Source organism: Pseudomonas sp. AK-TSAG1-1, from assembly GCF_056821665.1.
In genome coordinates this window covers 431037-451243 of sequence record NZ_CM165965.1, presented here as the reverse complement: position 1 = coordinate 451243, position 20207 = coordinate 431037, and the positions used below count along the sequence as shown (strand labels likewise).

General features: G+C 61.1%; 14 protein-coding genes and 1 pseudogene. 4 read left to right on the top strand and 11 right to left on the bottom strand.

Annotated features, from left to right (window positions below):
- Positions 1 to 164: 164 nt before the first annotated feature.
- On the bottom strand, positions 165 to 734 hold the full coding sequence (locus AC1UK9_RS02015; protein ID WP_482579181.1) for a HutD/Ves family protein: 570 nt from the start codon (positions 732 to 734) through the stop codon (positions 165 to 167).
- On the bottom strand, positions 731 to 1441 hold the full coding sequence (gene hutC, locus AC1UK9_RS02010) for a histidine utilization repressor (protein ID WP_163013658.1): 711 nt from the start codon (positions 1439 to 1441) through the stop codon (positions 731 to 733). Before hutC ends, AC1UK9_RS02015 begins: the two co-directional genes overlap by 4 nt.
- Before the next feature lie 146 nt (positions 1442 to 1587).
- On the opposite strand from hutC, the gene AC1UK9_RS02005 reads away from it, so the two are divergent.
- Positions 1588 to 2952, top strand: coding sequence for a formimidoylglutamate deiminase (locus AC1UK9_RS02005; protein WP_482579179.1), 1365 nt, complete (start codon positions 1588 to 1590; stop codon positions 2950 to 2952).
- Between the two features lie 120 nt (positions 2953 to 3072).
- Here the strand turns inward: AC1UK9_RS02005 and AC1UK9_RS02000 are convergent, their stop codons facing one another.
- Entirely contained in the window at positions 3073 to 3642 is a 570-nt protein-coding gene (locus AC1UK9_RS02000) for a lipocalin family protein (protein ID WP_025110910.1), read from the bottom strand.
- Positions 3643 to 3673: 31 nt separating this feature from the next.
- On the bottom strand, positions 3674 to 3928 hold the full coding sequence (locus AC1UK9_RS01995) for a hypothetical protein (RefSeq protein ID WP_025110911.1): 255 nt from the start codon (positions 3926 to 3928) through the stop codon (positions 3674 to 3676).
- A 282-nt stretch (positions 3929 to 4210) separates the two neighbouring features.
- Here AC1UK9_RS01995 and AC1UK9_RS01990 point away from each other — a divergent pair.
- A pseudogene (locus AC1UK9_RS01990) lies at positions 4211 to 5245 on the top strand (cache domain-containing sensor histidine kinase); the annotation flags it as partial.
- Positions 5246 to 5338: 93 nt separating this feature from the next.
- Positions 5339 to 6103 carry a methyl-accepting chemotaxis protein gene (locus AC1UK9_RS01985; protein WP_371260421.1) on the top strand — a complete coding sequence of 255 codons (765 nt, stop codon included), beginning with the start codon at positions 5339 to 5341 and terminating at the stop codon, positions 6101 to 6103.
- A 102-nt stretch (positions 6104 to 6205) separates the two neighbouring features.
- Here the strand turns inward: AC1UK9_RS01985 and AC1UK9_RS01980 are convergent, their stop codons facing one another.
- From AC1UK9_RS01980 to AC1UK9_RS01960, 5 genes are all read right to left on the bottom strand, one after another.
- The gene (locus tag AC1UK9_RS01980) at positions 6206 to 6808 is read right to left on the bottom strand and encodes a DUF924 family protein (RefSeq protein ID WP_482579176.1); all 603 of its coding nucleotides are present in this window, start codon (positions 6806 to 6808) and stop codon (positions 6206 to 6208) included.
- 3 nt (positions 6809 to 6811) lie between these two features.
- A complete protein-coding gene (locus AC1UK9_RS01975; RefSeq protein ID WP_025110914.1) occupies positions 6812 to 7822 on the bottom strand; it encodes a class 1 fructose-bisphosphatase in 1011 nt (336 codons plus the stop codon).
- A 341-nt stretch (positions 7823 to 8163) separates the two neighbouring features.
- On the bottom strand, positions 8164 to 9528 hold the full coding sequence (locus tag AC1UK9_RS01970) for a DUF3999 domain-containing protein (protein WP_482579174.1): 1365 nt from the start codon (positions 9526 to 9528) through the stop codon (positions 8164 to 8166).
- Entirely contained in the window at positions 9525 to 13106 is a 3582-nt protein-coding gene (locus tag AC1UK9_RS01965) for a DUF2339 domain-containing protein (protein ID WP_482579172.1), read from the bottom strand. Before AC1UK9_RS01965 ends, AC1UK9_RS01970 begins: the two co-directional genes overlap by 4 nt.
- A gap of 167 nt (positions 13107 to 13273) precedes the next feature.
- The gene (locus AC1UK9_RS01960) at positions 13274 to 15724 is read right to left on the bottom strand and encodes a glycogen/starch/alpha-glucan phosphorylase (protein ID WP_473014219.1); all 2451 of its coding nucleotides are present in this window, start codon (positions 15722 to 15724) and stop codon (positions 13274 to 13276) included.
- Positions 15725 to 15981: 257 nt separating this feature from the next.
- Between AC1UK9_RS01960 and AC1UK9_RS01955 the strand changes: the two genes are divergently transcribed.
- Positions 15982 to 16419, top strand: a complete 438-nt coding sequence (locus AC1UK9_RS01955) for a YkgJ family cysteine cluster protein (protein WP_025110918.1) — start codon at positions 15982 to 15984, stop codon at positions 16417 to 16419.
- A 228-nt stretch (positions 16420 to 16647) separates the two neighbouring features.
- On the opposite strand, the gene typA is transcribed toward AC1UK9_RS01955, so the two are convergent.
- Positions 16648 to 18468 carry a translational GTPase TypA gene (gene typA / locus AC1UK9_RS01950; protein WP_003220792.1) on the bottom strand — a complete coding sequence of 607 codons (1821 nt, stop codon included), beginning with the start codon at positions 18466 to 18468 and terminating at the stop codon, positions 16648 to 16650.
- 139 nt (positions 18469 to 18607) lie between these two features.
- Positions 18608 to 20062: a tRNA uracil 4-sulfurtransferase ThiI gene (gene thiI / locus AC1UK9_RS01945; RefSeq protein WP_482579169.1), complete on the bottom strand. Its 1455-nt coding sequence runs from the start codon at positions 20060 to 20062 to the stop codon at positions 18608 to 18610.
- Between the last annotated feature and the right edge of the window lie 145 nt (positions 20063 to 20207).

Sequence of the window (20207 nt, the reverse complement as noted above, 5' to 3'; positions counted from 1 at the left end):
TTTGCGGGGGTGCATGAAGGATGTGAACAGCGGCTACGAAAGCGTGGTTTTGCGCCACGCTGGGGCGTTCGGTAACAAGTTGGTGCGAGAAGGGAAACAGTCAGTGTGAATGCCATTGTGGCGAGGGCGCTTGCTCCCTCGCCACAGGCTTTTGCGCATAAAAATCAGCGTGCAGTCAGCTCGATCACGCAGCATGCGGCATTGGTGGAGACTTCAACCAATCCGGCATTACCGTCCAGCTGCACACAATCATGCCGACCGAGCTGTGCAGTGCTGTCGTCGACCTGCACATGCAGCAGCTCACCGACACTGAACACCAGCAGCGTCCCCGCCGAGCTGAAAAACCGTTGCTCACCCTCCAGCCACTGCAACCGTGCGCTGTAACGCTGCGGCGCATAGATCAGGTTGAAATCGCGGATCGCCCCACCGAGCAAGGTGCAGGACACCTGGCTCTCGCCGCTGAACGCAAACGGGTCCAGAGGTAACAGCGGGCGCGTGTCATCACCGTCGACGCGCAGGGTCATGCCATCGCCCTGCAACACGGTGATCACTCGCTGATACCCGGCAAAGGTCGAAAAGCCGCCGGACTCGGCGATGTCGGCAATCGACAGGCGCCAACCGAAACCATCAAGGCCGGCGCCTGCGTCACGGGTGATTTCTTCGGTGCTGCCGCCGCCGTTTTTCCACGGCATGCGTGGGTAGCCTTCGGCGCGTAAAACCTTCAACTCTTTCATTTGTGGAACCGACCTTCCAGACGATGACGGGAACCGGGGTGGATCAGACGCGCAGCGGTCACCGGCTGACGCCCCGACCAGGTACGACGGCGGATCAACAGGCACGGCTCGCCTTTTTCAATCTGCAGCAACTTGCACTCGGACGGCTCGGCGAGGATCGCTTCGACCACATGCTCGCCTTCGGTCAGCGGCGCCACCTGGTTCAGATAGGCGTATGGAGTCTGCAGGGTGAAGTCCTGCTTGAGGTATTCCGGGGCGACCAGCGCGTTGACGAAACGGTCTTCGATTTGCACCGGAATGTCGTTCTCGTAATGCACGATCAGCGAGTGGAACACCTTCTGCCCTTCGCGCATGTCCAGCGCCAGTGCGCGCTCGGAACCGGCAGCCTCTTCTTCGAGGGTGATCACCTGACAGGTGTGGCGATGACCACGGGAGGCGATTTCGTCGGCGATGTTGTGCACCTCGAACAGCGCAGACTGGCTTTTTGGTTCGGCGACGAACGTACCGACGCCCTGCATGCGCACCAGCAGGCCGTCGGCGGTCATCTCGCGCAAGGCCCGGTTGATGGTCATGCGACTGAAACCGAGTTGATTGACCAGCTCGCTTTCCGACGGCACGCGATAGTGCGGCGGCCAGTTACCACTGTCGATCTGCTGGGTGATCATCTGCTTGACGCGAGCGTACAAGGGCGCCGGACTGTCGCCCATGTTCGCGGCCAACGGGGAGACTGGAGGCGGAGTCGGCACGGTTGATCCCTGTTTTCTGGATGAAGGTTGCTAGCTTGCCGGAGTTTACCGGGCAGGCAAACGTCTGTATATGTATATACAAATAACACACGATGGGGTGCTGAACCATGTCCGCCTTCTTTGCCGAACGCGCGCTGCTGCCTAACGGATGGGCCAACAATGTACGTCTTGAGGTCAGCGCCGATGGCGTGTTGACCCACATCCAGGCCGATTCCACCGCAGACGGCGCCGAACGGCTGAGCGGTCCGCTGCTGCCGGGCATGCCCAATCTGCACTCTCACGCCTTCCAGCGCGCGATGGCGGGCCTGGCCGAAGTGGCCGGCAACCCCAATGACAGTTTCTGGACCTGGCGCGACCTGATGTATCGGCTCGTCGGAAAAATCAGCCCGGAGCAGCTCGGCGTGATCGCCCGTCAGCTGTACATCGAGATGCTCAAGGCTGGATACACCTCGGTTGCCGAATTCCATTACGTGCATCACGACCACAACGGCCAGCCCTACGCTGACCCGGCTGAACTGGCGCTGCGCATCAGCCAGGCCGCGAGTGACAGCGGCATCGGCCTGACCCTGCTGCCGGTGCTCTACAGCCACTCGGGGTTTGGCGGCCAGACGCCGAACGACGGCCAGCGCCGCTTCATCAACAGCACCGAAAACTACCTGAAGCTGCAATCGCGCCTGCAACCGCTGCTGGCGCAGCAAAAGGCGCAATCGCTGGGCCTGTGTTTTCACTCGTTGCGTGCGGTCACCCCGCAGCAGATCAACGAAGTATTGGCGGCCAGTGACAAGCAGTGCCCGGTGCACATTCACATCGCCGAACAGCAGAAGGAAGTCGATGACTGCCTGAGCTGGAGCGGTCGCCGTCCGTTGCAATGGCTCTACGAAAACACCGAGGTCGATCAGCGCTGGTGCCTGGTTCACGCCACGCACGCCAACCCGGAAGAAGTCACGCTGATGGCCAGGAGTCGCGCCATCGCCGGCCTGTGCCTGACCACCGAAGCCAATCTTGGCGACGGGATTTTCCCGGCGGTGGATTTCCTCGCGCAGGGCGGGCGCATGGGTATCGGTTCCGACAGTCATGTGTCGCTCAGCGTGGTCGAGGAATTGCGCTGGCTGGAATACGGTCAGCGTCTGCGCGATCAGCGGCGCAATCGCTTGTATGGCGCGGATCAGCCGATGGTCGGGCGCACGCTGTATGACGCGGCGCTGGAGGGCGGCGCCCAGGCACTGGGGCAGCCGATTGGCGCGCTGGAAGTCGGCAAGCGCGCGGACTGGATCGTGCTCGATGGCAATGATCCGTATCTGGCGACGGCCAATGGTGACGGGATTTTGAATCGCTGGTTGTTTGCCGGTGGTGATCGTCAGGTGCGCGATGTGCTGGTCAACGGCCAGTGGGTGGTGCGCGATGGCCGGCATGCTGGCGAAGAGGACAGCGCCCGCGCCTTCACCCAGGTTCTGCGCGAACTTCTGGGCTGACCCAAAACAAAATGTGGGAGCGGGCTTGCTCGCGAAAGCGGTGTATCAGTCAACATTTTCGTTAACTGAAACACCCTTCGCGAGCAGGCTCGCTCCCACATTTTTGATTTGTGGCGATGCTTAGTTCGAGGTCTTGGCCATCTGCCGATCCGACGCCCGCCAGATCAGTCGCGTGGTGTCGTAACCTTGCTGCCGGGCCTTGCTCAGCAGCTCTTCACGCACCACACCGTTGACGGTCGGCGTGCGCGACAGCAGCCACATGTACTTGCGGCTCGGGTCGCCGACGATGGCGGTCTTGTAGTCATCGCTGACGTACAACACCCAGTATTCGCCTTTCGCCACACCCGGAATCAGCCGCGAGAACCAGGTATCGAACTCGACCCACAACTTGTCGGTCTTGCCCGGCACTTGTGGATAAGCCGTGCCCTTGACCTCTTCCCATTGCCAGTCCGCAGTCAGGCAGCGATTGAGCACATCGACGTTGCCATCCGGCTTGAGCGAGTAATGCGCTTCGGATTGCGCGCAATCGCGCTGGAAGTACATCGGCAGGCGCGCCAGTTCGTACCAGGTGCCCTGGTAACGCTTGAGGTTGACGCTGTGAGCTGTCTTGGGCGCCAGCGGATCTTCACCGTGTGTGGCGCAGCCGGCCAGTACCAGGCCGGCAAAAAAGACAAACAATAACCGCTTCATTATTTTTCTCCCGTGGGCGCGTAGCCCCGGTTTACTTCAGGCCTTGGCCGGAAAACATCAACACTTTGTCACCGGCGTACTGCACGCTGATAAAGCTTTTCTGGTCGCCCCAGGTACAACTGGACATGCCGAGCGCACCCGAACAGTCGGTGGGTTTGCCGAGCAGCGTCTCAACTTCGGCCTTGGCCATGCCGGCCGAAAGCCTGGAATAGTTTTCCTGATTGACCTTGCTGCACGCGGCCAACAGCACGCAAAAGGTCAGAAGGGCGATAGATCGCAGCGACATGAAGTAACTCCTGGAGCGGAAGGGGGATGGCATGGCGCCAACCAGAAGCTTAGAAGAGAAAACCCCTGTCTGGTTCCCCACGCGGGTGGCTATTTATTGCTCCGCTCGTCTGGCATTTACCGGCAAATCAGCGACTTTTTGCCGCTATTGAGCATTTCGTCGCATTTCACAAAAACCGCCTAATCTTTGGCGCGCCGCGGTCGAAATAAGAGCAGCGCAAAGCCCCCGAGTGTGGCAAATTGCCGCCCTTTCTCGACCAGCCCCTTCGCGGTAGTTCATTCGATGACCAGAAACATGAAATTCAGCCACAAGATCTTGTTGGCTGCCGCCCTCGTGGTGGCCGTTGCGTTCGCCTGTTTCATTTTCTTCAACGACTATCGACAACGCGAAGCCCTGAGCAGCAGCACTGAAGCTTCGATGCAGGAACTGGGCAGCCTGACCACCAGCAACATCCAGACCTGGCTGGAGAGCCGCATCCAGTTGCTGCAGTCGCTGTCACAGCAAGTCGCCGCCGACGGCAGCGCACCCGCCAGCCTGAAACGCATCATCGACCTGCCCGCCTACACCGGCAATTTCCAGCTCAGCTACTTCGGTGGAGCCGACGGCGTGATGTTCTCGGTGCCCGCCGGCAACCGCGCGCCGGACTATGACCCGCGTGCGCGCGGCTGGTACAAGGCGGCCAACAGCGCCCAGCAGACCATCGTCACCGAACCCTACATCGCCGCCTCGTCGGGCAAACTGGTGATCACCGTCGCCACCCCGGTACAGCGCCAGGGCCAGATGATTGGTGTGGCCGGTGCGGACATCGACCTGACCAGTGTCAGCGCGATTATCAACTCGCTGAACTTCGGCGGCCACGGCCACGCGTTCATTGTCAGCAGCGAGGGCAAGATCCTGATCCACCCGGACAGCAAACTGGTGCTCAAGACCCTCGCCGAGGCCTACCCGAACGGCGCGCCGAAAGTCAGCCCCGGTTTGAAAGAAGTCGAGTTCGACGGCAAGACCCAACTGGTCTCGTTCACCCGCGTCAACGGCGTGCCATCGGCTGACTGGTATGTGGCGCTGGTGCTGGATAAAGACACCGCATTCTCGATGCTCAGCGAATTCCGCACCTCGGCGCTGATCGCCATGGTGATTGCCGTAGTGATCATCATCGCCCTGCTCGGCATGCTGATCCGCGTGCTGATGCAACCGCTGCTCACCATGGGTCGCGCCATGCACGACATCGCTGAAGGTGAAGGCGATCTGACCAAACGTCTGGTGATTCACGGCCACGACGAGTTCGGTGCGCTGGGCCTGTCGTTCAACCGCTTCGTCGAGCGCATTCACACCTCGATCCGCGAGGTGTCCTCGGCCACCGGCCAGGTCAACGAAGTGGCCCTGCGCGTGGTCGCGGCCTCGAACTCGTCGATGTACAACTCCGACCAGCAGGCCAGCCGCACCAATAGCGTGGCCGCGGCGATCAACCAGCTCGGCGCCGCCGCCCAGGAAATCGCCCAGAACGCCGCCCTTGCCTCGCAACACTCCAGCGATGCGCGCAGCCTGGCAGTCGACGGTCAGCAGGTTGTGGATAAAACCATCCACGCCATGCAGCAGTTGTCGGCAAAAATCAGCGACTCCTGCGGCAACATCGAAACCCTCAACAGCAACACGGTGAACATCGGCCAGATTCTGGAAGTGATCACCAGCATCTCGCAACAGACCAACCTGCTGGCACTCAACGCCGCGATTGAAGCCGCACGTGCCGGTGAAGCCGGGCGTGGTTTCGCCGTGGTCGCTGACGAAGTGCGCAACCTCGCACACCGTACCCAGGACTCGGCCCAGCAAGTGCAGAAGATGATCGAAGAACTGCAGGTCGGCGCACGACAGGCGGTAAGCATCATGACCGAGAGCCAACGCGAGAGCGAAAGCAGCGTCGGCATCGCCAACCAGGCGGGCGAGCGCCTGGGCAGCGTGACCCAGCGCATTGGCGAGATCGATGGGATGAACCAGTCGGTGGCCACCGCAACTGAAGAGCAGACTGCCGTGGTCGAGTCGATCAACGTCGATATCAACGAGATCAACACGCTGAATCAGGAAGGCGTGGAGAACCTGCAGGCGACCTTGCGCGCGTGCTCGGATCTGGAGCAGCAGGCGGCGCGGTTGAAGCAGTTGGTGGGCAGTTTCAGGATTTAAGGCGCAGCCACTGACCCCTTCGCGAGCAGGCTCGCTCCCACAAGTGAAATGCATTTCAAAGTGGGAGCGAGCCTGCTCGAAGAGGGATGCCGCAATGAAAATTTAGAACCTGGAACCCGGTTCGGAAAGAAACACCAACTCCTCAGCCGTAGACTCCCGCCCCAACACCGCATTGCGATGCGGAAACCTGCCAAATCGCGCAATCACTCTCTGATGCCGCTCGGCATAGTCCAGATTGTCGGCAAACACCGCCCTCTCCCCTTCCGGTTGTTCAGCCACCAGCTCGATAAATCTGGACACCGCCTCGTTCTGCACCGCGAGGTTTTCGCAGTGTTCGAACACCAGATAAATGAATACGCGCTGGATCGGCTTCAGTTGCCGGTCGAAGTCCGCAGCAATGCCTTGCGCGACGAGCTTCTGCGCGCGCAGATCACCGGAAAACGCTTTGGGGGAGTCGCGAAAGATCATTCGCGGCAGTTGATCGAGCAGCAGCACCACGGCCAGCCAACCTTCGGGACGTTGCGTCCACTCGGTCAAACCGCCGGCCAGGGCCTGATCGACAAAGACCCCGAAACGCTCACGCGCTTCGAGGTCTTGGCTGTCTCGCTTACCGAACCACAACTTGCCCTTGTCAGCCGATATCCCGTCGGGTGATTCGGCGTGTCCGAACCACCAGTCGAGCAACGGCTGCCAGGGCGCGTTCATGGTTTATTCCTTGTGGTAGGCCGTAGCGCGAGCGACTTCTTCTTTCGAACCGAGGAACACCGCTACGCGCTGGTGCAGGCCTTCAGGCTGAATGTCGAGGATGCGCTGGTGACCGTCGGTGGACGCGCCGCCCGCTTGTTCCACCAGGAACGACATCGGGTTGGCTTCGTACATCAGACGCAGTTTGCCCGGCTTGGACGGCTCGCGGCTGTCACGTGGGTACATGAACAGACCGCCACGGGTCAGGATGCGGTGCACGTCGGCCACCATCGCGGCAACCCAACGCATGTTGTAGTTCTTTTTCAGCGGACCCTCTTCGCCGGCCAGCAGTTCGCTGACGTAGCGTTGTACCGGGGCTTCCCAGTGGCGCTGGTTGGACATGTTGATCGCAAATTCCTGAGTCGATTCAGGAATGGTGATGTCTTCGTGGGTCAGGACGAAGCTGCCCATTTCGCGGTCCAGGGTGAAGCCTTTGACGCCGTCACCGAGGGTCAGCACCAGCATGGTCTGTGGGCCGTAGATCGCGTAACCGGCAGCCACTTGCTGGGTGCCTGGCTGCAGGAAGGCTTTTTCGTTCAGCGGCTCGTTCTGGCTCAGGTATTCGTTCGGGCAACGCAGTACCGAGAAAATGGTGCCGACCGGGGCGTTGATGTCGATGTTCGACGAGCCGTCCAGTGGGTCGAAAACCAGCAGGTACGCGCCTTTCGGGTATTTGCCCGGGATCTGGTAGGCATTGTCCATTTCTTCGGACGCCATGCCGGCCAGGTGACCGCCCCATTCGTTGGCTTCGAGCAGGATTTCGTTCGACAGGACGTCGAGCTTCTTCTGCACTTCGCCTTGGACGTTTTCAGTGCCCATGCTGCCCAGAACTCCACCCAGGGCGCCTTTGGACACGGCGTGGCTGATCTCTTTGCAGGCACGCGCCACCACTTCGATCAGGAAGCGCAGATCGGCAGGAGTGTTATTGCTGCGGGTCTGCTCAATCAAATAGCGACTCAGGGTAACGCGGGACATGGACGGCTCCGGTGGAATGGGGGGCTAAAAACCCGCGCAGTTTACAGGGAGTCTGAAAACGTAGCGAGCGATGACGCCCGGTAACGTGCATTGGGGCGCAATTGCTTCTATCAGACGTGATCAGGCCTGGAGAGTTCAGGCACCGGATTCAGCGTAGTTCGAATCGGGACGGGTGGTGCATGGCGCCCTGCGTCCGGTCAGAAATTTTGTTGCCTGACCGGACACCTTCGCGAGCAAGCCCGCTCCCACAGGGGATCTCGATTGAACACAAACCTTATGCCCACTGAAGATCTCCTGTGGGAGCGGGCTTGCTCGCGAATGGCGCGCAGCGCCAGCCATTCTCAGGAGTTGGTCGGTGGCTTGCGCAACAGGCTCGCCGCCATCGCCCCGAGGAACACCACGCTCACCAACAACACCGCCCACAACCCGATTTTCTTCCAGTTGGTCTCGGCCACCGCCGTCGTGGTTGCCGGCGCAGCCTGCGTGGCAACCACTTCACCCTGCACTGTCGCCTTGCCCAGCGTTGCGAGTTTCTCCGGTTTGAAATCCGGAATCAGCGTGGTCAGCGGCAGGTTAGCCGTTTTCACACTCGGGTTGCCCAACGCCAGGCTGTAAGGCCCTTCGCCGCGCGCGAGGAAAATCACCTGCGTCGCCCGCACCGCGTATTTCAGGCCAGGTGCCTGCTCGCCCAGGCCACCGCCGCGCTCATCCACGCTCAGTTTCAGCTGCTGCACGGGCTGCCCGTACAACTGCAATTCGTTCTGCACCACGTCCTGACCATTCTGGGTCAGGCGATACAGCAAACCGTTGCTCAGGGTCTGCCACGGCAGGCTGCTCTCGCGCCGGCCTGCGAGAGTAACCGGGGCCAGGCTGTTCGGTTGCGTGAGTTCAACCTGCACCCGCTCGACGTTCAGCCCCATCGGCAACTGCCAGGTGTATTCGCCGGCCTTGGTGCTGCTGCCGGCCAGCGCTTGCGACCAGACCAACGGCAGCGGCACGTTGCGCGGATCACTGCTTTTCAGTTGTGCCGACGTCAGGGTCGGCGCCGACGTCGGCGCATCCCACAGCAGACGCAGATACCGCGCCGGTTGCCCCGGCAGCGCCACTTCGTGCTGTTCGATACGCTCATCGGAAAAGGTCAGCCGCGCAACCTGCCCTTCGCCCCACGCCTGCCAGTGCTGCAAGTCATCACTGGCCTCGATGCTGAAGCGCTGGAAGCCGTCGCGCTCGCTGGTCCAGTCGAGGATCAACTGCTGCAACGGCGCCTTGATTGCACTGGCGTCGAGCAGCCAGCCACGCAGCACTTCTTCACCAGCCTCCAGTTGGCTGGACGGCTGCACTTCCACCAGCGTGCCGGTGGTGGTCGATTGCACGCGTACGTTCGGCGCGCGCTCGCTGGCGTCGGCGGCGTTGTACAGCGGGAACCACTTCACCTCATGCAACTGACCGTCGTCGCGGGTCTGCGCCGATTCGCGGGCCAGGGCGTAGGCTTGCGGTTCGCCGGCGGCGTTGAACACCCGCAGGTCGCTCAGATCGGTCTGGCGTGCCTGCAATTGCGCGCTCAATGGCAGTTCGAGGCGATACCAGGGGCCATTGCCACTCACCGCCAACGGCACCTGCGTGGCAAAGTCCGTCGGTTTTTCCTGGGCGCCGGCAGCCATCACCACGCCCAGCGCCAACCACCCCAGATTCAGCATGCGACTCAAGATGAAACTCCTTCGGTGTCCGGGACAGGCTTGTCCGCCGCCGGTCCGGCTTCGACGCGTTTGGGCGGCAGCGGCGCAAAGTAGCCCACCACCAGCAGCAACACGCCGACGCCGATAAACGAGACGATCCGGGCGAGGCCGCCACGGTTGCTCAATTCGACAAAAACCAGTTTCGCCACCACCAGCGCAATCAGCGCCGCGCCGATCAGCCACACCTCGCGCCGATGACGCAAATGCCCGCCGATCATCAGGCCCAGCGCCATCAGCGTCCAGACGATGGATAACCCGGCTTGCACCAGCATCGATTCGAGCAGCAGATCCAGCTCGAACGGAATCCCCGCCCAATGGTGCGCGGCGCGGGTCACCAGCGCGGTGCACAAGGCGAACAGCGAAACCCCGGCAACCAACTGCGTGGCGTACTCGGCGTAATCCTTGCGCAGCGCAAACTGCGTCACGGCATGGCGTGACCACACATATACCCCGAACAGGGCGAACAGCAGGCCCAATTCCAGCGGGTTGATCAACGGCACGTACGGCAGCGGTTCGGCGTTGCCGTCGCTGACGCCGTTGGCCAGCCAGAACCACGCCAGCATCAGCACCGCCAAGGGCGCTGCGGCGTACAAGCGATATTCGCGAGGGAACGCTGCCACCGGCCACGGCCAGTTGCGTGGAGCCGCCGCCAGCAACAGATACAGGCTCGGCAAGATCGCCCAGCCCAGCCAGCGCCAGGCGTTGTATTGCTCGGACAACAGCAGCAGGCCGTAGCGCAACTCCAGCGCCAGCACGCCGATCAGCAGCCAGCAGCCGAGCACATGCGCCGCGCTCAAGGCCCGTGCCGGCAGCATCGGCGTCAGTCGCCGCAAGCTTAAGAAGTGCACGACAAACACCAGTGCCCACGCCAGCCAGCCGACATTCGCCGCCGGGTGATAACGCGGATGCCACGCCGCCAGCAGCACCAGGCCCGCTGCCGGAATCAGCAAGGTGCACAGCAGACCCAGCGCCGGCCATTTCAGGCGCAGCGACAGCAGTGTCCACAACGCCACGCTCAATGCGGCGACCAGCAGCAACAGCGTCGCCTGCAAGTTCAGTGGCGCAAATCGCAGCACTTCGCTGACCCACGCCAGCGCCCACCATCCGCCCCCCCACACCAGCAGCACTTCAGACAGGCGCTGCAAACCCAGCACATCGAAGGCCGAGGCATGATTGCCCCGTTGCAGGCGCCAGGCGCCGATCATGGCGGCCAGCCCCAGCACCAGCGGCGTCCAGAAGCCGCCATGGGCGAGCGGGCGCAGACCTTCGCTGGACAGCGGCCCGAGCAACTCGGGACCGGCCAGCAAAAACGCCGCGCCGCCGATCAACTGCAACAACAAGCCGAAGACAAAACTCAGGCGCTGCTTGAGGTACAGGCTCAGCCAGATGATCAACAAGCCGCTGGCCGCCCACACCGCGCTCGCGGTTTGCCACGGCAACACGAACAGCACCGCCAGATTGATCAGCACCAAGCCTGCCAACAGCACCACCGACAAACCACGCAGCAGACGCACATCGCCGCGCACCATTTCGTCACGCGCCGCCAGCAGCATGCCGGCGATCAGCGCCAGGCCAATCAACGACGCGCTGAGCAACCCGTTCCAGCCGGCGCTGAACACTGCTGCCGAATCTTCACCCGCGCCTTGCAGGCGAAGCAGGAACAACGCACCACCCAGCAGTTGCACGGCAAATGCCGTGAACAGGAACGTGCGTGATTGCAGGCGCAGGCCGGCGAACAACGTCACCAGCCCGGCCAGCGCCCAACTGATCGCCGTGACCTGAACAAAGAAGAACAGCGGCGCCAGCAGGTACAGGAAGGTCAGGCCTAAAGCCGCCAGCACCGGAAGGCCTTGGCGCTCCCACGGCGAAGCTTGCTCCGGCGCGGCCTTGCGCAGTTGATAGAAACTGAACAGCAACGCGATGCCGAGCATCAATGCGCCCAACGGTGCGCCATCGAGCAGACTGCTTTCGCCGACGCGCAACTGACTGAGAAACGCCAGTGCCGAACCCAGTTGCAGCAGCAAGGCAAACGCCCGGGCGAACGGCCGCTGCTGACGCAGGCCGAGCCAGAAAATCCCCGCGCCTTCCACCGCCCAGGCCGCTGACGTCCAGCGCGCATCGAGGCCGAGCGGGATCGCCAGGCTGGCGAAAATCACTCCCAGCGCCAGACAGGTTTCGCCCAGCAACAAGGCACGACCGCCCATCAGTAAACGGGCCAGGCCCATGTAGATCACGCCCAGCGCCAGTGCGCTGAATGCGGCGGCGAACTCCAGATGCTGCACCAGCGCAAACTGCAGACCGAAACCCACGATCGGTGGCGCGAACAGCATCGTGCCGTCGACGTAATCGCCCTTGCGTGCCGACCAGTGCAGCAGCGCCTCGCGGTCGCCGTCCGCCGGCGCGTCGGGCATGTCGAGCAACTTGCGCCGGGCGAACAGCAGGCCGATGGCCAGGTACATCAGGAAGAACAGAATCAGGAACGGCTCGGTGCTCCACAACAGCTCAGGCGCATACGAACGCAGCCCCCAGGCGAAACCGATACCGAAAGTGCCAACGAAGCCGATCAGGTTGAGCAGGCGCCAGGCCTTGAACCAGGCGATGGCGAGAATGCCGGCGTTGAGCAGCGCGAAATAGCTGAACAGCGCGACATGATTGCCCTCCCCCGTCGAGGTCAGGATCGGCGCGGCGAAACCGCCCAATGCCGCAGCAGCGGCCAGCCCCAGCGCATCCTGAGTGATGGCAAGGATCGCCGAAAACACCGTCACGGCCACCAACAGTCCCAGCGCGGCGGACGGGTCGAGCAACGGCTGCAGGCGCATCGCCGCAAACACCGTCAGGTACAGCACCGCGATCCCGGTGCCCTGCAAAATCAGCGCATAACTGCTGTTGCGTCGACGCAGCCACCAGCCCAGCGCCAGCAGGGCCAACGCCGCGGCCGCGACACCGGCATAACGCAATTCGATCGGCACCACCATGCCTTCAGTGGCGTAGCGCAACAGGAAGGCCAGACCGAAGAACAACAGCACCACGCCGACCCGCAACACAGTATTGCCGCCGAACAGCCAGTTGCGCGCGGCGCGGATACCACGCTCGATGAGGTTCGGGCCACGGGGTTCGGCGGGTTGCGCAGGTTTTGCAGGCTCGTCAGTGATTGCGTCCAGATGCCAGACATCGGCCGGTAGCGGCTGGCTGGTTTCGCTGGCGACGGTGGAGATCGGTTCGAGTTCGGGTGGCAGTTCCCAGACCAATTCCGGCGCTGCGGCAGCTTCGGCGATGTCGACGGGCTCGCTGAGCGGTTCCGCATCTGCCGGTGGCACCGCGTGAGAGGGGGAGCCTTCCAGCAGATACAGGCGCTGCGCGACGCCCTGCAAGGCCAGCTTCGTCTGTTCAAGTTGGCGCTGTTGCTCCGCCGCCTGCGAGCCAAGCCGGGCGATGCGCAGCGTTTGCCCGATCGCCAGTCCGAGCAATGCACCCAGCAGCGCGGCGCTGAACGACTCATCGAGCAGCCAGCCGAGCAGCAGCCCGATCAACATGAACATCCATTGCATGGTCGATATCCCTGAGCAGCCCCGAGGCGGGGCAATCCCGGCAGTTGCTTCAGTCTAGGCTCACTCCTACATTGGAATGGCGGTGACTGAGGCTGCCGGTAACCGGCGCTCAGTATATCGATCCGGCCCAACAAACGTTGGGCCTTGCGCACATTTGTTGCAGAAAATTACTCCAGTGCCTTCCAGATGTCGGTGGCGTACTCGCGAATGGTCCGGTCGGAGGAGAACCAGCCCATCCGCGCCGTGTTGAGCACTGCCGAGCGCCACCAATTGTTGGAGTCGTGCCAGTGCGCGTCGACGCGTTTTTGCGCTTCCCAGTAGGAGTCAAAGTCGGCGCAGACCAGGAAGCGGTCGTAGTCCACCAACGAATCGATCAGTCCGGTATAACGCGACGTATCGTCCGGCGAGAACACGCCGCTGCGAATCGCTTGCAGCACATCGTTCAGACGATGAGACGCGGCGATATCCGGCGCGGCGCTGAATTCGTGGTTCTGCTTGCGCGCTTCAACCTGCTGCGCGCTGAGACCGAAAATGAACATGTGTTCCGCACCGATGCGCTCACACATTTCCACGTTGGCGCCATCGAGGGTGCCAATAGTCAGCGCGCCGTTGAGGCCGAACTTCATGTTGCTGGTGCCCGAGGCTTCGAACCCGGCAGTGGAAATCTGCTCGGACAAGTCCGCCGCCGGAATGATGCTCTCGGCCAGGCTGACGTTGTAGTTGGGCAAAAACACCACTTTGAGCAGGCCGCGCACGGTCGGGTCGTTATTCACCACCCGAGCAATGTCGTTCGTCAGTTTGATGATCAGTTTGGCCTGGTGATAACTGGCAGCCGCCTTGCCGGCGAAGATCTTCACCCGGGGCACCCAGTCGACCTCAGGTTCGGCGCGAATCGCCTGATACAGCGCCACGGTGTGCATCAGGTTAAGTAACTGACGCTTGTATTCGTGGATCCGTTTGACCTGCACATCAAACATCGCAGCCGGATTGACCGCGATCCCCAGCCGCTCGTGAATCAGATAGGCCAGAGCCTTTTTGCTGTGCAGGCGCTGCTCGGCGAAGGCTTTGCGGAACGCGGGTTTCTCGGCGAACGGCTGCAGATCGAGCAAGCGCTCTTCGGGGTTGTCCAGCAAGTCCGGCCCCAGCGCATCGACCAGCATCGAGGTCAACTCAGAGTTCGCCTGATACAGCCAGCGCCGGAAGGTGATGCCGTTGGTTTTGTTGTTGATCCGCTCCGGGTAGAGCTTGTGCAGTTCGGCAAATACAGTCTTGCGCATCAGCTGCGTGTGCAGCCCGGACACGCCGTTGACGCTGTGCGAACCGAGAAACGCGAGGTTGCCCATGCGTACCCGACGACCGTTGTCCTCTTCGATCAGCGACACCGCGCGCAATACGTCGAAGTCATGAATACCCTTGGCCCGCAGCGAATCGATGTGCTGGGCGTTGATCAGATAGATGATCTGCATGTGCCGCGGCAACATGCGTTCCATCAGGCCGACCGGCCAGGTTTCCAGTGCTTCGGGCAGCAGCGTGTGGTTGGTGTACGACAAGGTATCGACGGTGACTTGCCACGCCGCATCCCAGGCCACGTCGTAGACATCGACCAGTTGCCGCATCAGCTCGGCGACGGCAATCGAGGGGTGGGTGTCGTTGAGCTGGATCGCCGCATGGTCGCCCAGGGTCAGCACCGAGGTGTGCATGTTGCGATGACGACGCAGCAAATCCTGCAGGGAAGCGGCGACAAAGAAGTATTCCTGCCGCAGGCGCAGCTCCTGCCCGGCCTCGGTGCTGTCCGCCGGGTAAAGCACGCGGGAAATACTTTCGGCCCGGGCCACTTCGGCGACGGCACCCAAGTGGTCACCGGCGTTGAAGCGTTCCAAGTGCAGGTCTTCCATGGCCCGCGCCCGCCAGAGGCGCAAGGTGTTGACGCTGGCCCCGCGCCAACCGACGACTGGCGTGTCGTAGGCAATCGCCCGCACGGTTTCAGCCGGCGACCAGACTTGTTTGGACTTGCCGGAAACGTCGGTGACGGTTTCGACACTGCCGCCGAAACCGATGGTGTAAACGACTTCCGGCCGCTCGAATTCCCACGGGTTGCCGAAATCCAGCCAGTGTTCGGTCTGTTCCTGCTGCCAGCCATCGACGATGGCCTGGCGGAACAGCCCGTGTTCATAACGAATGCCGTAGCCGTGACCGGCGATGCCGAGGGTCGACATGCTTTCCATGAAGCACGCCGCCAGACGCCCGAGACCACCGTTGCCCAGTGCCGCATCCGGCTCCAATAAGCGGATGCGCTCCAGATCGACACCCAGTTCCGTCAGCGCTTCACGGGCGACATCGAGCAGGCCTAGGTTGCTCAGGCTGTCGTAGAGCAAGCGGCCAATGAGAAATTCCAGCGAGAGGTAGTACACCCGCTTCTGGCCTTTGCGGTAGATCTGCCGGGTGTGGTCCATCCAGTGTTCGACCATGTGATCACGCGCCGCCAGGGCGATGGCCTCGAACCAGTCATGGTCGAAGGCGTGATCCGGGTCTTTGCCCACCGCGTAGGTGAGTTTGGTCAGGACGGCGTCGCGGAATGCGGCCACCTCTGCTTCGCGAACTAGTGGTTCTTGAGTCATCGATAGGACCTCGAGCGAGCGGGGAATTGTCTGAGCCTAGACGGTCTGACCGACGGTAGAGGCGCAGGTTCGGCAGTTTTTCCTGAGACGGTGAGATCGCCCGGCATTACCTTGGCGAGTGGGCTAATGAATGCAGGGGCCGTGCCGTACTGCCGGCCAGTTGAGCGACATTTGCAAAAATCTGGCGAAAGGTTGTTCAAAAATCCACCAGTCCCGGTATGATCGCGCGCCCTGATGCACACGCCTGGTAATTCCCGATGATGAAGCCCAACCTGATTGCCGCTGCCGAGATCGACCGTCTCGATACGTGGGCCAAATATTCGGCCCCGATGTGCGGCTCCTGCATGTCGAGCTGCTGCACGCTGCCGGTCGAGGTCAAGATCAAGGACCTGGTGCGCATCGGTGTGGTCGACGAGTTCGAACTGGGCGACCCGCCGAAGAACATCGCCAAGCGCCTGCAAAAGGAAGGACTGGTCGAGCGTTTCAATCAGAAGTCGGGGATCTTCACCCTGCAGCGCATGAGCAACAACGATTGCTACTACCTGGATCGTAAGAGCCGCCTGTGCACCATTTATGACAAGCGCCCGGACACCTGCCGCAATCACCCCAAGATCGGGCCGCGCCCGGGGTATTGCGCGTACAAGCCGAAAGAAGTCGAGCGTGTGCAGAATTTCCGGGCAATCGAGAAGTTTTGATCTGCCTTGAGATTTTCGGCGGCTGATCGGCCGCCTTCGCGAGCAGGCTCGCTCCCACAGTAGATTCTCGGTGAACACAAATCTTGTGTATGCCATCGAACTCTTGTGGGAGCGGGCTTGCTCGCGAAGAGGCCAGCACAAACACCGCACAAACCTCAGTTAAACCCCAGACAAACAAAAACGCCCCCGGTCTCGCGACCGGGGGCGTTTTTTCAAGCTCGGGCTAAATTACGCCTTGGCTTTCTTGGCAGCGCGGGTACGCTCGCTTTCGTCCAGGATCTTCTTGCGAAGACGGATGGACTTAGGCGTAACTTCGCACAGCTCGTCTTCCTGGATGTATTCCAGAGCCTGTTCCAGGGTGAAGCGAACAGGTGGAACCAGAGCGATGGTTTCGTCTTTACCCGAAGCACGCATGTTGTCGAGCTTCTTGCCTTTGGTCGGGTTTACACCCAGGTCGTTGTCGCGGCTGTTCTGACCAACGATCTGACCGTTGTAGATCTCCTGGCCGTGTTCTACGAACAGCTTGCCACGAGCCTGCAGGGTTTCCAGGGAGTAGGTCAGTGCCTTGCCGGTTTCAACCGAAACCAGAACGCCGTTCTGACGGCCGGACATGTGGCCCGACTTCACTGGAGCGTAACGGTCGAAGATCGAGGTCAGGATGCCAGCACCGTTGGTCAGGGTCAGGAACTGGTTACGGAAACCGATCAGACCGCGAGCAGGGATGTTGTATTCCAGACGAACACGGCCCTTGCCATCCGGCACCATGTTGCTCAGGTCGCCTTTACGCAGACCCATCTCTTCCATGACCTTGCCCTGCGATTCTTCAGGGATGTCGATGGTCACGTTTTCGAACGGTTCCTGCTTCACGCCGTCAACTTCACGGATGATCACTTCAGGACGGCCCAGGGCCAGCTCGAAGCCTTCGCGACGCATGGTTTCGATCAGTACCGAGAGGTGCAGCTCACCACGGCCGGAAACCTTGAACTTGTCAGCCGAGTCGCCTTCTTCAACGCGCAGTGCAACGTTGTACAGCAGCTCTTTGTCCAGACGATCCTTGATGTTACGGGAGGTCACGAACTTGCCTTCTTTACCGCAGAATGGCGAGTCGTTTACCTGGAAGGTCATGGAAACGGTTGGCTCGTCAACGGTCAGAGGCTTCATCGCCTCGACGGTGTTGATGTCGCACAGGGTGTCGGAGATGAACAGCTCGTCGAAACCGCTGATGCAGACGATGTCGCCGGCCGCTGCTTCTTCAACGTCGATGCGGTGCAGACCGTGGTGACCCATCAGCTTCAGGATACGACCGTTGCGGCGCTTGCCGTCGGCGCTGATAGCGACAACCGGGGTGTTCGGCTTGACGCGACCACGAGCGATACGGCCAACACCGATAACACCCAGGAAGCTGTTGTAGTCCAGAGCCGAGATCTGCATCTGGAACGGACCGTCACGGTCAACGGCCGGAGGCGGAACGTGGTCGACTACCGCTTGGTACAGCGGGGTCATGTCTTCAGCCATGGCGGTGTGATCCAGACCGGCAATGCCGTTCAGGGCCGAGGCGTAAACAACCTGGAAGTCCAGTTGTTCTTCGGTTGCACCGAGGTTGTCGAACAGGTCGAAGATCTGGTCCAGAACCCAGTCCGGACGCGCGCCTGGACGGTCAACCTTGTTGATGACCACGATTGGACGCAGGCCGGCTTCGAAAGCCTTCTTGGTCACGAAACGGGTTTGCGGCATAGGGCCGTCTTGAGCGTCAACCAGCAGCAGAACGGAGTCAACCATCGACATTACGCGTTCAACTTCGCCGCCGAAGTCGGCGTGGCCCGGGGTGTCCACGATGTTGATGTGGTAGCCGTTCCAGTTGATGGCGGTGTTTTTCGCCAGAATGGTAATACCGCGCTCTTTTTCCTGGTCGTTGGAGTCCATCACGCGCTCGTCGTTGAGCTCGTTGCGCTCCAGAGTGCCGGATTGACGCAGGAGTTTGTCTACCAGGGTGGTCTTACCATGGTCAACGTGGGCAATGATGGCGATGTTACGTAGATTTTCGATCACTTGTGTATCTCGATCAGAGGATTCGGTTTGCTGACAAGTCTTGGCAGCGATTAACAGTAGTGTCCGGCATGGCCGTTACAGCTTGACGGCGGTGTCGGGGGGCCGGTGACGCAGGCCACAGGCAAACAGCCCCGGGCACTTAGCTCGGTCGATAAACGCGCACATTGGCATGCCCCTCACTGAGCAAATGGTGAGCATGCAGGCGACTCATCACGCCTTTGTCGCAATACAGCAGGTACTGGCGAGTCGGATCCAGCTCCTTGAAACGAGCGTTCACTGCGTAGAACGGCATCGTCTGTACTTCTATGCCGGCAAGCTCCAGCGGGTCATCCTCGGCCGCATCCGGGTGACGGATGTCGATGACGATCTGACCGGCCAGTGCTTCGCCGACTTCTTCGATCTGCAAATCCTGGCCCAATTCGTCGATCACCCGATCGATCGGCACCAGTTTGGCGTTTTCGAGCGCACGCTCGAGGACCGCCATGTCGAATTCTTTCTCTTCGTGCTCAACGCGGTAGCGTTTGGCGGCAGTCTTCGGATTGACCGAAATGACCCCGCAGTATTCCGGCATGTGCCGGGCGAAATCGGCGGTGCCGATCTCGTTGGCCGTGTCGATGATGTCCTGTTTGTGCGCGACGATCAGCGGGCGCAGGACCAGCTTGTCGGTCACGCAGTCGATCACCGACAGGTTCGGCAAGGTCTGGCTCGACACCTGGGAGATCGCCTCGCCGGTCACCAGTGCATCGATGTGCAGGCGGTCGGCAATGGCGGAGGACGCGCGCAACATCATACGCTTCAATACGACGCCCATATGACTGTTATCGACTTTGCCGAGAATTTCGCCCAACACTTCTTCGAACGGAACACTGACAAATAGCACGCGTTGCGAGCTGCCGTACTTCTTCCAGATGAAATGCGCGACTTCCATCACGCCCAATTCATGGGCACGACCGCCCAGATTGAAGAAGCAGAAATGCGCCATCAGGCCGCGCCGCATGATCTGGTAGGCCGCAACCGTCGAGTCAAAGCCGCCGGACATCAATACCAGCGTCTGCTCCAGGGCACCGAGCGGGTAACCGCCGATGCCGTTGTGCTGGCTGTGGATGACAAACAACCGTTGGTCGCGAACTTCGATGCGAACTTCGATTTCCGGTGCCTTGAGGTCGATTCCGGCCGCCCCGCACTCACGACGCAGCTTGCTGCCGACGTATTTTTCAACGTCCATCGAGCTGAACGGGTGCTTGCCTGCACGCTTGCAGCGCACCGAGAAAATCTTCCCGGCCAGCTCATCGCCGTAGTGCTGTTTGCACTTCTCGGTGATGTCGTCGAAGTCACCCAGCGGGTACTCGTCGATCTGCAGAAAATGCGCAACGCCCGGGGTGCAGACCAGGCGCTCGCCCATCTCTTTCAAGGCTTTGGGGTCGGTAACGCGGGTTTCCAGCTCGAGATTGTCCCACACACCGTTCACCAACACGGCCGGGTCCAGATCGCGGAGCACGGCGCGGATGTTCTTGGCCAACTGGCGGATGAAACGCATCCGGACAGGGCGGCTTTTGATGGTGATCTCGGGGAAGACTTTTACGATTAGTTTCATGAAAACAGCGCGCGCAGGGCCAGCCGAAAAAGGGGGGCGCGGATTATAGCGGAAATTGCTCAAGGTTTAACCAGTTAATATGCAGAAGGTTTGTCATGCACCAAAACGGGTCATTTTCAGATTTGCACGCTACATTAAGGGGCGA

Excerpts from the sequence above, each read along its gene's own strand:
- AC1UK9_RS01980 (WP_482579176.1), bottom strand. The coding sequence starts at position 6,808 with ATGAACGCGCCCTGGCAGCCGTTGCTCGACTGGTGGTTCGGACACGCC.
- AC1UK9_RS01960 (WP_473014219.1), bottom strand. The coding sequence starts at position 15,724 with ATGACTCAAGAACCACTAGTTCGCGAAGCAGAGGTGGCCGCATTCCGC.
- AC1UK9_RS02005 (WP_482579179.1), top strand. The coding sequence starts at position 1,588 with ATGTCCGCCTTCTTTGCCGAACGCGCGCTGCTGCCTAACGGATGGGCC.
- AC1UK9_RS01955 (WP_025110918.1), top strand. The coding sequence starts at position 15,982 with ATGATGAAGCCCAACCTGATTGCCGCTGCCGAGATCGACCGTCTCGAT.
- hutC (WP_163013658.1), bottom strand. The coding sequence starts at position 1,441 with ATGGGCGACAGTCCGGCGCCCTTGTACGCTCGCGTCAAGCAGATGATC.
- AC1UK9_RS02000 (WP_025110910.1), bottom strand. The coding sequence starts at position 3,642 with ATGAAGCGGTTATTGTTTGTCTTTTTTGCCGGCCTGGTACTGGCCGGC.
- AC1UK9_RS01975 (WP_025110914.1), bottom strand. The coding sequence starts at position 7,822 with ATGTCCCGCGTTACCCTGAGTCGCTATTTGATTGAGCAGACCCGCAGC.
- AC1UK9_RS01985 (WP_371260421.1), top strand. The coding sequence starts at position 5,339 with ATGTACAACTCCGACCAGCAGGCCAGCCGCACCAATAGCGTGGCCGCG.
- AC1UK9_RS01995 (WP_025110911.1), bottom strand. The coding sequence starts at position 3,928 with ATGTCGCTGCGATCTATCGCCCTTCTGACCTTTTGCGTGCTGTTGGCC.
- AC1UK9_RS02015 (WP_482579181.1), bottom strand. The coding sequence starts at position 734 with ATGAAAGAGTTGAAGGTTTTACGCGCCGAAGGCTACCCACGCATGCCG.
- thiI (WP_482579169.1), bottom strand. The coding sequence starts at position 20,062 with ATGAAACTAATCGTAAAAGTCTTCCCCGAGATCACCATCAAAAGCCGC.
- AC1UK9_RS01965 (WP_482579172.1), bottom strand. The coding sequence starts at position 13,106 with ATGCAATGGATGTTCATGTTGATCGGGCTGCTGCTCGGCTGGCTGCTC.